The organism is Streptomyces mauvecolor (assembly GCF_039532965.1).
GTDB classification, from domain to species: Bacteria; Actinomycetota; Actinomycetes; order Streptomycetales; family Streptomycetaceae; genus Streptomyces; species Streptomyces violascens.
Genome location: NZ_BAAASQ010000008.1, coordinates 208,386 through 221,891, shown reverse-complemented (window position 1 = coordinate 221,891; position 13,506 = coordinate 208,386). Strand labels below are relative to the sequence as shown.

The 13,506-nt window shown below is 70.6% G+C and carries 12 protein-coding genes; 1 reads left to right on the top strand and 11 read right to left on the bottom strand.

What is annotated here, in order from left to right; translation table 11 throughout:
- Positions 1–4: 4 nt before the first annotated feature.
- The 6 genes from ABD346_RS08900 to ABD346_RS08875 all read right to left on the bottom strand — a co-directional run bounded on the left by ABD346_RS08900 (position 5) and on the right by ABD346_RS08875 (position 6,213).
- Positions 5–1,210, bottom strand: coding sequence for a T4 RnlA family RNA ligase (locus tag ABD346_RS08900; protein ID WP_344373603.1), 1,206 nt, complete (start codon positions 1,208–1,210; stop codon positions 5–7).
- Between the two features lie 80 nt (positions 1,211–1,290).
- Positions 1,291–1,563, bottom strand: coding sequence for a hypothetical protein (locus tag ABD346_RS08895; protein ID WP_344373602.1), 273 nt, complete (start codon positions 1,561–1,563; stop codon positions 1,291–1,293).
- A gap of 203 nt (positions 1,564–1,766) precedes the next feature.
- The gene (locus ABD346_RS08890) at positions 1,767–2,690 is read right to left on the bottom strand and encodes a carbohydrate ABC transporter permease (protein ID WP_344373601.1); all 924 of its coding nucleotides are present in this window, start codon (positions 2,688–2,690) and stop codon (positions 1,767–1,769) included.
- The gene (locus tag ABD346_RS08885; protein WP_344373600.1) at positions 2,687–3,601 is read right to left on the bottom strand and encodes a carbohydrate ABC transporter permease; all 915 of its coding nucleotides are present in this window, start codon (positions 3,599–3,601) and stop codon (positions 2,687–2,689) included. Before ABD346_RS08885 ends, ABD346_RS08890 begins: the two co-directional genes overlap by 4 nt.
- 69 nt (positions 3,602–3,670) lie before the next feature.
- On the bottom strand, positions 3,671–4,966 hold the full coding sequence (locus tag ABD346_RS08880; protein ID WP_344373599.1) for an ABC transporter substrate-binding protein: 1,296 nt from the start codon (positions 4,964–4,966) through the stop codon (positions 3,671–3,673).
- Between the two features lie 293 nt (positions 4,967–5,259).
- Complete coding sequence (locus ABD346_RS08875; RefSeq protein ID WP_344373598.1) at positions 5,260–6,213, bottom strand: ROK family protein; 954 nt, start codon at positions 6,211–6,213, stop codon at positions 5,260–5,262.
- Between the two features lie 159 nt (positions 6,214–6,372).
- Between ABD346_RS08875 and ABD346_RS08870 the strand changes: the two genes are divergently transcribed.
- Positions 6,373–7,410, top strand: a complete 1,038-nt coding sequence (locus tag ABD346_RS08870) for a LacI family DNA-binding transcriptional regulator (RefSeq protein ID WP_344373597.1) — start codon at positions 6,373–6,375, stop codon at positions 7,408–7,410.
- Between the two features lie 89 nt (positions 7,411–7,499).
- On the opposite strand, the gene ABD346_RS08865 is transcribed toward ABD346_RS08870, so the two are convergent.
- From ABD346_RS08865 to ABD346_RS08845, 5 genes are all read right to left on the bottom strand, one after another.
- Positions 7,500–9,206, bottom strand: coding sequence for a serine/threonine-protein kinase (locus tag ABD346_RS08865; protein WP_344373595.1), 1,707 nt, complete (start codon positions 9,204–9,206; stop codon positions 7,500–7,502).
- A gap of 90 nt (positions 9,207–9,296) precedes the next feature.
- Entirely contained in the window at positions 9,297–10,595 is a 1,299-nt protein-coding gene (locus ABD346_RS08860) for a DUF6986 family protein (RefSeq protein ID WP_344373594.1), read from the bottom strand.
- Positions 10,596–10,757: 162 nt separating this feature from the next.
- Entirely contained in the window at positions 10,758–11,720 is a 963-nt protein-coding gene (locus ABD346_RS08855; protein ID WP_344373593.1) for an electron transfer flavoprotein subunit alpha/FixB family protein, read from the bottom strand.
- Positions 11,721–11,857: 137 nt separating this feature from the next.
- On the bottom strand, positions 11,858–12,643 hold the full coding sequence (locus tag ABD346_RS08850; RefSeq protein WP_344373592.1) for an electron transfer flavoprotein subunit beta/FixA family protein: 786 nt from the start codon (positions 12,641–12,643) through the stop codon (positions 11,858–11,860).
- 199 nt (positions 12,644–12,842) lie between these two features.
- On the bottom strand, positions 12,843–13,352 hold the full coding sequence (locus tag ABD346_RS08845; protein WP_344373591.1) for a flavin reductase family protein: 510 nt from the start codon (positions 13,350–13,352) through the stop codon (positions 12,843–12,845).
- Positions 13,353–13,506 lie beyond the last annotated feature (154 nt).

Genomic DNA, 13,506 nt, shown 5'->3' with positions numbered 1-13,506 from the left:
CAGGTCAGCTTTCTTCGTCGTTCGTGAACGGGTCGGCGGCCGTCGGTTTGACGGACCGCCAGATCATGAGGCCGATGTCACGGCCGTCGAGCAGCTGGAACACGGCCGCGCGTACGGTGCGGTCCTGGATCTGCTGGGCGGCGCGGGCGAACGCGCCCCGGTCCTGGGCGAGCCGGGCGATCCCGCCGAAGTGCTCGGCGGCGAGGCGGGCCAGTTCGGCGGCCTGCCCGTCCAGGCGCGCCGCCACACTCTGCACCCAGGTGTCGAACTCGTCGGGGACCTGCTGAAGCATAGCTTCCAGCGGGTCGGCGCCGTCCGCGGTGAGTTCCGCGATCTCGCCGGGCGCGCAGCCCAGCGCCTGGCCGACCCGCTTGGGGTCCTCGCCGGCGAACCGGCGGAGGCCGAGGAAGCGCCAGATGTCCCGCTCGGTGATGCCGGTGAGCACCTTGTGCAGCCGTACGTACTCGCTGATCTTGGCTTTGACCCGCAACCCGGAGGCGTACCGCAGGACATAGCCCTCGGCGTCCGTGCCGGTGGCCTCGCGGCCGTCGGCGTGCACGTTGGACTCGGCGCGCGCCAGGAGTTCGGCGAGCGGCATCGCGGGCCACGTGCGCGCCACCGAGCCGACCGGCGCCCAGTCCTCGGCGGCCCGGGACAGGCCGATCTCCTCGCCCGTCGCGTCGTACGCGGCGAGGAGCACGAGGTCGCGGCGGCCGCCGTAGTCGACGACGATCCGGTTCTCGGGGTAGAGGATCTCCGCGAGGTAGGTGACTCCGGGCCGCAGCGCCGACGTGTCCCGCCCCTCGAGCCAGGCGGTCGCCCAGGCGGCCTGTTCGGAGGTGAACGAGCCCCGGGAGGCGACCCGCCAGCGGCCTTCGTAGTGGAAGGCGATGCCGAGCGAGCCGTCGACCTTGTCGTACACCTCGAACGGCTCGTCCGGGAGCGGTGGCGCGTAGGGGCGGCCGTGGGTGTGCTCGCCGACGTTGAAGAACTTGGGCAGGCAGTGCGCGACGACCGTCCCGCTCACGTCGTCGACCACGAGCCCGCGGCAGCGCGTGGTCACCTCGTCCCACGCCTGCTCGTACTGGCACGCCCTCGTGTAGGAGAGGATCGACAGCGGCAGTTCGGGGTGCGCCTTGCGGACGACATGGCCGGCGTCGATGGCGGCGGCCAGGCCTGCGGGCGGGACGATACGGTCGAGGTCGATCACTGCTTGCTCCAGGGAAAAGGTGCTGTCACCTGCAGCTTGACCGATCCCGACCGGCGGGGCGAGGGATTTTCGATCAGCGCTCAGGCCGCGAGCGGGATGCTGGGCGCGATGAAGTAGCCGTCCCGGTCGTACCAGCGGATCTCGGTGATGCGTATGTCGTGGAACCCGGTGCGCTGGAAGATGGGGTCCATGAGCGCGGCTCCCTCGGGCGCGTCGGCCGTCTCCAGGTCGAGGATGGTGACGGTGGGGTTCACGGGACTCGTCCGCCGGGCGACCTCACGGCCGGGCAGCGGGTTGCGCGCCGAGTCGATGTCGTGCAACAGAGCGGTGGCGACGTGCAGTTCGACGGTCATGGCGGACTCCAGGGCCGGGCTGCGACGGCCCGTGCGACGGCCGGGCGGTTGCAGGCGCGTATCTGCTTGAGGCCGCAGACCTTCTGGCGTACGCCTCGAGAGGCGCTGGACTGCCGCTGGAGCCGGCCTGGACGGCCGGTCGCGCGGGCGGCGGCCCCGGTTGGCTTCCAGAGCCGCCGCCCCGACGTTCCGTCAACCGAGCGCTACCCCTTGCTGGACCCCAGCGTCAGTCCCGCGATGAAGTGCCGTTGCAGCAGCAGGAACACGATCAGGGTCGGAAGCGCGACGATCACCGAGCCCGCCGCCAACAGGTTGTAGTCGGTGAAGAATTGGCCGCGCAGGTTGTTCAGCGCCGAGGTGATGGGAAGTTTGTCGCCGTCGGACATGAAGACCAGGGCCCACAGGAAGTCGTTGTACATCCAGGTGAACTGGAGCGTTGCCAGCGCTGCGAGGGCCGGGCGGCACAGGGGCAGGGTGATGCGCCAGTACTGGGTCCACACCCCCGCGCCGTCGACGATCGCCGCCTCCAGGATCTCCCGCGGCAGGGTGCGCATGAAGTTGGCGAGCACGAAGACGCAGAACCCGATCTGGAAGCCGACCTGGACGGCGATGACGGCCCAGTACGAGTCGAACATGGTCATCGAGTCGGACATCCAGTACGGCAGCGGGATGCGGTTGAACACGACGTACAGCGGCGTCACGATGACCTGCTGGGGCAGCAGGTTGCCCGCCGTGAACAGCATCAACAGGACCATGCCGCCCCGGAGTTCGAGGCGTGAGACGGCGAAGGCCACGAACGCGGCGAAGAACAGCACGATGATCACCCCCGGCACCGCGATGATCAGGGTGTTGACGAAGTACTTCGTCATGCCCGAGTCGGTGAACGCCTGCTTGTAGTAGGCGAAGGAGAGGTGCCTGGGCAGCGAGAAGTAGCCGTCGCGCGAGGTCTCCTCGTACGGGCGCAGCGACGCGTACACGGCGAGCAGCAGCGGTGCGAGGAAGGCGAGCGAGACCGCCATCAGGAACGCGTGCACGCCGAGGCGGCCCGGACGCACCCGGCGCCGGCGGGCGGCGGGGGCGGTCGCCGGGGCGGTGGTCGTGGGCGCGGGCGCGGTGTGGGTGGTCATCGGTTCTTCTCCCCTCGGATCTCCTGGACCAGGTACGTGATGACGAAGCCGAGGGAGACGGTCAGCAGCACCACGGCGATCGCCGAGCCGAACCCGATGCGGCTGGCCTCGCCGATGATGTTGTCGGTGACGAGCACCGAGAGCACTTCGAGGCCGTTGCGCCCGTGGTTGACGGCGTACACGATGTCGAAGGCGCGCAGCGACTCGATGACCGTGATGACGCCGACGATGACGTTGACCGGGCGGAGCGTCGGGAAGACGACCCGGAAGAAGGTCTGGCGCTCGCTCGCGCCGTCGATGGCCGCGGCCTCCTTGAGCGAGGGGTCGACGGCTTTCAGCCCTGCCAGGTAGAGGATCATCACGTAGCCGGTGTGCCGCCAGGCCGCGGCCAGCAGGATCATCCAGATGTTCAGGTTCGGGTCGCCGAGCCAGTCGGTCGGGTCGCTCCTGTTGCCGAGCACGGCGTTGAGCGCTCCCTGGTCGCGGGAGAAGACCAGCTGGGCGATGAATCCGACGACGGCGAGGGAGAGGACGACCGGCATGTACAGCGTCGACTGGTAGAAGCGGCTGAACCGCACGCCCTTGTCGATGAGCACGGCGAGCAGCAGCCCGAACGGCGTTGCCACGAAGCCGAGTACGCCCAGCCACATCAGGTTGTGCCGGACCGCCGGCCAGAACGGCGGGTAGTTGGTGAACAGGTCGGTGTAGTTCCGCGTGCCGACCCACTTGATGTCGCCGATGCCGTCCCAGCTGGTGAAGGACAGGACGACGGAGGCGAGGGTCGGGCCCCACACGATGGCGATGTCGAGCAGGACGGGCAGGCCAAGCAGCACGCCGAGGACGACGAGGTCGCGGGCGGTGAACCGCCTGGGGCCCCGTCGTCCTGTGCGCCGCGCGGTGATGAGCGCCACGGCTGAGTACTCCAAGTCGAAGCAAAGATGGGCCAGTTGGAGGAGCGCTGGGCTCTGGGGCCGGGGCTCTCAGCCCTCGGTGGCGAAGATGGACTTCTTCTGCCGCTCGATGTCGTTGACGAGGCCGTCGACGTCCTTCGGGTTGCCGATGAACTTCTGGATGGCCGGGATCATCACCGTGGAGGCGAAGTCGGGGCGGGTGTCGCGGTCCAGGAACTGCGAGATCTGCTTGGCCCCGGAGACCAGCTCGACCGCCTTCTTCTGCAGAGGGCTGTACTTCGCGGTGTCAGCCCCGGAGTTGACGGCGATGTTGTTCGGGTCGCCCGCGAGGTAGACGTCCTCCGCCTGGGGGGTGGCGAGCCACTTGAGCAGGTCCTTGGCGCTCTCCATGGACTGCTTGTTCTTCAGCTCCTTGGCGTTCCTGGCGAGCAGGAAGCCGTCGATGGGGGCCTCGACCGCGTCCTGGCCGTACTGCGGGTCGATCTCGGGGAACGGGAAGAACGCGATGTCGTCCTGGTCCTCCTTCGGGAACTGCTGGCCCACGTGCGGCAGTCCGAACACCGCCATGCCCGACTGCTTCTTCTGGAGGCTCTGCGCGGCCTCCTGCCAGGTGCGCCCGTTGGCGCCCTGCTGGCAGTACGGAAGGATGCGGCGCCAGCTGTCGAAGACGTCCTTGACCCGCTTGTCGGTCCACGCCTCCTTGCCGGCCATCAGGGACTTGTGGAAGTCGTAGCCGTTGGTGCGCATGTTGAGATAGTCGAAGGTGCCCATGGCGGGCCAGCCGTCCTTGTCGCAGAACGCGATGGGATCGAGCTTGTCCTTCTGCATCTGCTTGGCCAGCTCGACGTACTGGTCGAAGGTCTTGGGCGCCGTGTACCCGTGCTGCTGGAAGACGCTCGCGCGGTGGAAGACCGCCCACGGGTAGTAGTAGTACGGCACGAAGTACTGCTTGCCGTCCGCGCCGGTCGACTGCGCCTTGAGCGCGTCGGAGAAGCCCTGGAAGCCCGACCAGAGGTCGCTTATGTCGTAAAGGAGGCCCTTCTGCGCGAAGAACTGCATGCGGTAGCCCGCGAACCACATGAAGACGTCGTCCGGCTTGCCCTGCAGATAGCGGTTGATGTTCTCCTGGAAGGTGTTGTGGTCAACGGTGTTGACCTTGATCTTGCGGCCTTCCTTGGACTGCTTCTCGTACGCCGCGAACGCGTCGGCGAAGGCCTTTTTGGGCACGGTGTCCGAGGAATTCGAGCCCATCCGGATCGTCTTGGAGTCCCCGCCGGGCCCGCTGCCGCACGCCGCGAGCAGCGAGGGCAGCGCGACCGCCCCGGCTCCGACCGCCGCACCACGCAGAAGATTCCGCCGGGACATCCGATGTCCTGCCACGCTTTTGGGCGTTACAGGACCGTTGAACGATGACTGCGCCATGTCCCCCTCCTCCGGGGTGCAACCCAACACAACCAAACGCGAGGCTTGGATCACACCCCCAAGTCAGGGCGTCGTCAAGGGTTTTGACGCAACGGCGAGCAACCGTTACCGCTTCTCATCCAACAGAGTTCAACAAGCCCTACCGGAAACGCTCGTCACTGACGGGCAGCCGGCAAGGGCATGAAGTCGTCCCGCCTTGCCCGTTTTGGGCTCCGCGGGCAGAGACGTCGGAGCAGTCACTTCAGCAACGCCGCCGTGTCCGGCCGCCGCGCGGAAGCGGCCGCGGCCGCCCCCACCAGACCCGCGTCCGTACCCATCAGCGCGGGCGCGACGGTGAGGCGCTGGACGAAGGAGAGCGTGGCGTAGTCGCGCAGCGCGCGGCGCAGCGGGGTGAAGAGGACGTCCCCCGCGCCGGCCACTCCCCCGCCTATCACCGCGATCTCGATCTCGACCAGCGTCGCGGTCGCGGCGATGCCCGCGGCCAGGGCCTGGGCCGCACGCTCGAAGGAGGCGACGGCGACCGGGTCGCCGGCCCGGGCGGCCGCGGCGACGGCGGCGGCCGAGGTGTCGCCGTCGGGGCCGGGACGCCAGCCGTTCTCCAGGGCGCGGCGGGCGATGTTGGGGCCGCTGGCGATCCGTTCCACACAGCCGCGCGCCCCGCACGGGCAGGCGTCGCCGTCGAGGTCGACGCTGATGTGGCCGATGTGGCCCGCGTTGCCGGTGGGGCCGGGGTGCAGTTTGCCGCCGAGAACGAGTCCGCCGCCGACGCCGGTCGACACGACCATGCACAGCGCGTTGTCGTGGCCGCGGGCCGCGCCGAGCCAGTGTTCGGCGGCGGTCATCGCGACACCGTCGCCGACGAGCTCGACGTCGAGGCCGCCTGTCACCGCGCGCACCCGCTCGACCAGCGGAAAGCCGCGCCAGCCGGGGATGTTGACGGGGCTGACCGTGCCCGCCGACGCGTCCACGGGCCCGGCGCTGCCGATGCCGACCGCGCTCGTACGCTCCCACAGCGGGGATCCGGTCAGCTCGGCGAGGACCGCCTCGGCCGCGCGCATCACCGTGTCGCCGTCCTCATGGGCGGGAGTCGGCCGCTGGGCCCGGAGGAGAAGCCGGCCGTCGGCGTCCACCAGGGCTCCGGCGATCTTGGTGCCGCCGATGTCGAGCGCGGCCACGAGGTCGGTGTGCATCGAGGTCGGATCTCCTGGTGAGGGACGGGTAACGGCAGGTCAAGATGAGAGTCTCCATGCATGTGACAACGTTGTCCAGGGCCTATGCTCGACGCCACACACACCGTTATGGCACTCGACCGCGCCGGACGGCTCCCGACGACGACAGGACTGTGCACTGTGGCCGAGAATGCCCGCCACCACGAGCCCCGCTACGGCAACCGTCCGACGATGAAGGATGTCGCCGCGCGTGCCGGTGTCGGCCTCAAGACGGTGTCCCGGGTGGTCAACGGCGAGCCCGGGGTGACCCCGGACACCGAGCGCCGGGTGCAGGAGGCCATCGAGGCGCTGGGCTTTCGCCGCAACGACAGTGCGCGGGTGCTGCGCAAGGGCCGTACCGCCTCGATCGGCCTGGTCCTCGAAGACCTCGCCGACCCGTTCTACGGGCCGCTCAGCCGGGCCGTGGAGGAGGTCGCGCGGGAGCACGGGGCGCTGCTCATCAACGGCTCCAGCGCCGAGGACGCGGACCGCGAGCAGGAGTTGGTCCTCGCGTTCTGCGCCCGCCGGGTCGACGGGCTCATCGTGATCCCCGCCGGGTCCGACCACCGCTATCTCGAACCGGAGATAAAGGCGGGCGTGGCGACGGTGTTCGTGGACCGCCCGGCCGGGCGGATCGACGCCGATGTGGTCCTGTCCGACAGCTTCGGCGGCGCCCGCGCGGGCGTGGCCCACCTGATCGCGCAGGGTCACCGGCGGATCGGCTTCATCGGCGACCAGCCCCGCATCCACACGGCCACCGAGCGACTGCGCGGCTACCACGCGGCGATGGCGGACGCGGATCTGCCGGTCGACGCATCCTGGGTGTCGCTGGGCTCGACCTCCCCCGAGCGCGTGCGCGCGGCCGCCGAGTCGATGCTGGCGGCACCGGACGCGGTCACCGCGCTGTTCGCGGGCAACAACCGGGTGACGGTCACGGCGGTACGCGTCCTGGCGGGCCGCGAGCACCCGGTGGCCCTGGTCGGCTTCGACGACATCGAGCTGGCCGACCTGCTCGGCATCACGGTCATCTCGCAGGATGCCGCCGCCCTCGGCCGCACGGCGGCGGAGCTGCTCTTCCAGCGGCTCGACGGCGCCAACGAGACGCCCACGCGCGTGGAGCTGCCCACCGTCCTGATCCAGCGCGGCTCGGGCGAGATCCCGCCACCCTCCCTCGACTAGGCCGCCGCCCGGCGGGTCCGCGCGGTTCCCCGCGCCCCTGGCAGGACTGGTGTCGGGCGGGGTTTGCGCGGCCTCGGCCCCGGGCGGGGTCAGCAGGTCTTGAGGCCGGGGACCGGCTCGTTGTTGTTGCCGCCCTTCAGGTAGACCACGCTGACGTACACGTTCGTGTTGCCGCTGTCGTCGTCGGTCCTCGCCCACCAGGTGTTGGTCCACTTCCCGTACGTCTCGCGTCGGCCCAGGTCCGCCTGGCAATAGAAGTAGTTGGTACCCGCGTTGAGCACGCCCGCCGCGCCGCCGTCGTGCCGGATGGACTTCGCGCTACGCCACACCTGGCAGTTGAACTTGCCTCCCGCGATCGGCTGGCAGCTCCCGGCCGGGGGTGCGGTGCCGCCCGAGGTGCCGCCCGTGCCGGGGGCGCTCGGGGTGTTCTTCTTCGGGTCGGGCGCCTTGCCGGCGTCACCCTTCGCGTCGCCGCTCTTCCCGGCGTCCTCCTTGGCGGACGGCTTCGGGGTCGAACTCGCCCTGGACGAGGGCGAGTTGGGCGCGGCTCCCGCGGAGGGACCGGATGTGTTCAGACCTGCTGAGCCGAGCCGATCGTCCGCCGCGCCCGCGCCCGGCGTCGCGCCGTTCGCCGCCCCCACAGCCTGCTGGCCCCCTGTCGCGTCCCCGTGATCGAGGAGCGCGTACGCGACACCGCCACCGACGAGCAGCACGGCGGCCGCCCCGGCCGCGACCAGGACCTTGCCCCGGCTCCGCCCGGCCGAGGGGCGCGGCTCCGGAGTCGGTTCCGGGATCTGCGTCACCACCGGACCAAAGCCTTCCGGCTGCTCCGGCACGGGCGTGACCGGCCCGAATCCCTCCGGCCGGTGCGGCAGCACATCACGCACGGTCGCCGAGCGCGGCGGCGCGGGGGCCGGCGGCGAAATCCGCACCGCGGTCGGCCCCGTCTCCCCCGCGCCCGCGGCAGCCGCGACCTCCGCGAGCAGCCGGGCCGCGGTCCCCGCGTCGGGCCGCCGAGCCGGGTCCTTGTCCATGAGGCGCTGCAGTACGGGCCCGAGCGGCCCGGCCCGGCGCGCCTCGGGCAGTGGCTCGACCACGATCGCGTTCAGGGTCGACCAGGTGGAGGTGCGGCGGAAGGGGGCCGCTCCCTCGACGGCGGCGTACAGCGTCGCGCCGAGCGCCCAGACATCGGACGCGGGGCCGGGTTCCTGGCCCTGGGCCCGCTCGGGCGCCAGGTAGTCCAGGGAGCCGACCAGTTCGCCGCTGCGGGTGAGGTGTGTCTGGGAGCCGTCGCCCGGGTCGTCCATGGCAGCGATGCCGAAGTCGGTGAGGACCACCCGGCCCGAGGTGTCGAGCAGCACATTGCCGGGCTTCACGTCGCGGTGCAGCACGCCCGCCCGGTGGGCCGCGGCCAGCGCTTCGAGGACCTTGGCGCCGATGGCGGCGGCCTCGCCGGGCTCCAGGACGCCGCGTTCGCGGAGCACGTCATCGAGCGAGGGGCCGTCGACCAGCTCCATGACGATGACGGGCCGGCCCTCGTGCTCGGTGACGTCGTGGACGGCGACGACCGAGGGGTGGCGCACCCGGGCCGCCGCTCGCGCCTCGCGCTGCATGCGCAGACACAGATCGCCCAGCTCGGGCGCGGAGGCGTCGCTGAACGTACGCAGTTCCTTGACGGCGACCTCGCGGCCGAGCACTTCGTCGTGGGCACGCCACACGACGCCCATGCCGCCGCGGCCGAGCCGCTCGACGACCCGGTACCGGCCCGCCAGTAGTTGGCTCTCCCCCGTAGACACCGCTGCCCCGTCCCTCTGTGGCGATTGTGGTCGCGTACAGAGTACGGGGCAGGGGTGACAGCCCTCGGGGCCCGTCCGGTTCCGGTCCGGCTACGGAGCGGTGACGGTGAGGCTGCCGCGGCGGGGCGAGGCGAACGCGTCGAGGTCGGCGCGGGTCAGGCCGGTCAGGCGGGCCACCTCGGCGTTGTCGAGGGCGCCGCAGTCCAGGCCGCGCAGCAGGTAGCCGCTGAGCGCCTTGGCGGTGGCGGGCTCGTCCATGACGTCGCCCTCGGTCTTGGCGACGTACGCGGCGAGGCGTCCGGCGGCCTGTTCCAGGCCCTCGCGGTAGAAGGCGTACACGGCCGCGTAACGGGTCGGCATGTGGCCGGGGTGCATGTCCCAGCCCTGGTAGTAGGCGCGGGCCAGGGCACGGCGGGTGAGGCCGTAGTGGAGGCGCCAGGCCTCGTGGACGTGCCCGGTCGAGCCGACGGGCAGCACATTGGTCGAGCCGTCCGAGACGCGTACGCCGGTGCCCGCGGCGGCGACCTGCATGACGGCCTTGGCGTGGTCGGCGGCGGGGTGGTCGCTTGCCTGGTAGGCGGCGGAGACGCCGACGCAGGCGCTGTAGTCGAAGGTGCCGTAGTGCAGGCCGGTGGCGCGGCCCTGGGCGGCGTCGATCATCCTGGCGACGGCGGCGGTGCCGTCGGCGGCCAGGATGGACTGGCTGGTCTCGATCTGGATCTCGAAGCCGAGCCGGCCCTCGGGCAGGCCGTGCGCCTTCTCGAAGGCGCTGAGCAGCCGCACGAAGGCGGTGACCTGCTCGGGGTAGGTCACCTTCGGCAGGGTCAGGACGAGGCCGTCGGGCAGGCCGCCGTGCTGCATGAGGGTGGTGAGGAAGACGTCGGTGGTGCGGATGCCTCGGTCGCGTACGGCGGCTTCCATGCACTTCATGCGGATGCCCATGTACGGGGCCGCGGTGCCGTTCCGGAAGGCCTCGGCGATGAGGCGGGCGGCGCGCGCGGCGTCGGCGTCCTCCTCGGCGTCGGGGCGCGGGCCGTAGCCGTCCTCGAAGTCGACGCGCAGGTCCTCGATGGGCTCGCGCCGGAGCTTGGCGCGCACCCGGTCGTACACCGGGGCGGCGAGCTCGTCGGAGATGCCGAGCACCTTGGCGAAGGAGGCGGCGTCCGGGGCGTGCTCGTCGAGGGCGGCAAGGGCCTGGTCGCCCCAGGCCCGGATGGTGCCCGCGTCGAAGACGTCGCCGGGTACGTAGACGGTGTGCACGGGCTGGCGGGTGCCGGGGTCGCCCGGGTAACGGCGGGCGAGCTCCTCGTCCACCGCCACGAGGGAGGCACTGATCTCCTCGCTGACGACGCCGGCGAGGCTCGTTGCCACCTGCTCCTGCTGACCCATCCTGCACCCTCCACACGGTCGAAACTTTTCCGCTTCACGGAATCAACAATCCGTATAGCGAAGTTAATAGTCCGCCTCTCCTGCGTCAATGGTTGTCCGAAACGGCCCGGGGCCGCGCGGTGAAGATCACCACGCGGCCCCGGGACCGGAAGAACTCGCAGGTCAGCCCTTGCGGGAGTTGACCTCTTCGGTGAGCTGCGGGACGACCTGGAACAGGTCGCCGACCACGCCGTAGTCGACCAGGTCGAAGATCGGGGCCTCGGCGTCCTTGTTGACGGCCACGATGGTCTTCGAGGTCTGCATGCCGGCCCGGTGCTGGATGGCACCGGAGATGCCGTTGGCGATGTAGAGCTGCGGCGAGACGGACTTGCCGGTCTGGCCGACCTGGTTGGAGTGCGGGTACCAGCCCGCGTCCACCGCGGCGCGCGAGGCGCCGACGGCCGCGCCGAGCGAGTCGGCGAGGGCCTCGATGATCCCGAAGTTCTCGGCGCCGTTGACTCCGCGGCCGCCGGAGACCACGATCGCGGCCTCGGTCAGCTCGGGGCGGCCGGTCGACTCGCGCGGGGTGCGCGAGGTGACCTTGGTGCCGGTGGCGAGGGCGGAGAAGGTGACCGGCAGGGCCTCGACGGCGCCCGCGGCCGGGGCGGCCTCCACGGCGGCCGAGTTCGGCTTGACCGTGATGACCGGGGTGCCCTTGGAGACGCGGGACTTGGTGGTGAAGGAGGCGGCGAACGCGGACTGCGTGGCCACCGGACCCTCGTCGCCGACCTCCAGGTCGACGGCGTCGGTGATGATGCCGGAGCCGATGCGGACCGCGAGGCGGGCCGCGATCTCCTTGCCCTCGGCGGAGGACGGGACGAGCACGGCGGCCGGGGACACGGCGTCGTACGCGGCCTGGAGGGCGTCCACCTTCGGTACGACGAGGTACTCGGCGAACTCGGGGGCGTCGGCGGTGAGGACCTTGACCGCGCCGTGCTCGGCGAGCGCGGCGGCGGTGTTCTCGGCACCCGCACCGAGGGCGACGGCGACAGGCTCGCCGATGCGGCGGGCCAGCGTCAGCAGCTCGAGGGTGGGCTTGCGGACGGCGCCGTCCACGTGGTCGACGTAGACCAGAACTTCAGCCATGGGACTTCAATCTCCTGCAAGTGCGAAGAAAAGACGGGCAGTTGAGGGGCTCGGCGAGCCCTAAGTGCGGACTCGGCCCGGAAAGTTCCCGGACCGGCGGAGCACTTAGATGAACTTCTGGCTCGCGAGACTGCGACTTAGATGAACTTCTGCTCCGCAAGGAAGGCGGCGAGCTGCTTGCCGCCCTCGCCCTCGTCCTTGACGATCGTGCCGGCCGTGCGGGCCGGACGCTCGGCCGCGGAGTCGACCGCGGTCCAGGAGCCTTCGAGGCCGACCTCATCGGCGTCGATGTCCAAGTCGCCGAGGTCCAGGGACTCCACCGGCTTCTTCTTGGCGGCCATGATGCCCTTGAAGGACGGGTAGCGGGCCTCGCCCGACTGGTCCGTCACCGACACGACGGCCGGCAGGGACGCCTCCAGCTGCTCGGAAGCGGTGTCGCCGTCGCGGCGGCCCTTCACGACGCCGTCCTCGACGGAGACCTCGGAGAGCAGCGTGACCTGCGGGACGCCGAGGCGCTCCGCGAGCAGTGCCGGCAGGACACCCATGGTGCCGTCGGTCGACGCCATGCCGCAGATGACCAGGTCGTAGCCGGTCTTCTCGACGGCCTTGGCGAGGACCAGCGAGGTGCCGATCACATCGGTGCCGTGCAGGTCGTCGTCCTCGACGTGGACGGCCTTGTCGGCGCCCATCGAAAGCGCCTTGCGCAGCGCGTCCTTGGCGTCCTCGGGGCCGACGGTCAGCACGGTGATCTCCGCGTCGTCCGCCTCGTCGGCGATCTGCAGTGCCTGCTCGACCGCGTACTCGTCCAGCTCCGAAAGGAGGCCGTCGACGTCGTCGCGGTCGACGGTCAGGTCATCGGCGAAGTGCCGGTCGCCGGTGGCGTCGGGCACGTACTTCACACAGACAACGATCCTCAAGCTCACGCCGGCTCTCCTACTGCATCGTCATTTCTGGGCTGCCTTGTTGCACGCAGCATAGGCGCCTGATGGGGCGGTTTCCGGTCGGGGCGACCGGCGCTCCGAACGAAATATTACTCGCCAGTACACCCAGCTTGTTCCCAGTAAGCAAGCGCTTTGAACTGTGACCTTGCCAACGCTGAGTAATCGAACCGGTGAGGAACTCTCAGTCGCGCAGCGCGTTGAAGCGACCCTGGTGGTAGAGCAGCGGGCGGCCGGCGCCCGCGGGGTCGCCGACGACCGCCTGGCCGAGCACGATGCGGTGGTCTCCGGCCGGAATGCGGGCCACCACCTTGCACACCAGCCAGGCCAGGACGCCGTCGAGGACGGGCACGCCCTCGGGGCCGGTGCGCCAGTCGGTGGCCGGGCCGAACCGGTCTGCCCCACTGCGGGCGAAGGTGGCCGCCAGGTCCTGCTGGTGCTCGCCGAGTATGTGCACGCCGATGTGGTCGGCCTCGGCGACGACGGGCCAGCTGGAGGAACCGGTGCCGATCCCGAACGAGATCAACGGGGGCTCGGCCGCAACGGAGTTGAGCGAGGTGGCGGTGAAGCCGACGGGCCGGCCGCCGCGCTGGGCGGTGATCACCGCGACGCCCGCGGCATGCTGGCGGAAGACCGACTTGAACAGTTCGGGAGAGGCGGTCTGTGCGGTACGGAGCTCGGGCGAGGCCGTCATGGAATTGTCCTTCTGCAGTGGGTGCGACGGGGGCTGCGGGTGTTCAGCAGCCCGGACAGCGCGCACTCGCGTTGCGGGCGAGGTCCACGTGGGCGCGTCCGTAGAGAAGGAGGTCTGTCGGCACATCGTCAGACTGACGATTCGGCGCGGTCGC

Bases quoted from the DNA above. Each gene is read 5' to 3' on its own strand.
- ABD346_RS08890 (WP_344373601.1), bottom strand. From the start codon at position 2,690: ATGACCACCCACACCGCGCCCGCGCCCACGACCACCGCCCCGGCGACC.
- ABD346_RS08875 (WP_344373598.1), bottom strand. From the start codon at position 6,213: ATGCACACCGACCTCGTGGCCGCGCTCGACATCGGCGGCACCAAGATC.
- ABD346_RS08880 (WP_344373599.1), bottom strand. From the start codon at position 4,966: ATGTCCCGGCGGAATCTTCTGCGTGGTGCGGCGGTCGGAGCCGGGGCG.
- ABD346_RS08860 (WP_344373594.1), bottom strand. From the start codon at position 10,595: ATGGGTCAGCAGGAGCAGGTGGCAACGAGCCTCGCCGGCGTCGTCAGC.
- ABD346_RS08845 (WP_344373591.1), bottom strand. From the start codon at position 13,352: ATGACGGCCTCGCCCGAGCTCCGTACCGCACAGACCGCCTCTCCCGAA.
- ABD346_RS08895 (WP_344373602.1), bottom strand. From the start codon at position 1,563: ATGACCGTCGAACTGCACGTCGCCACCGCTCTGTTGCACGACATCGAC.
- ABD346_RS08855 (WP_344373593.1), bottom strand. From the start codon at position 11,720: ATGGCTGAAGTTCTGGTCTACGTCGACCACGTGGACGGCGCCGTCCGC.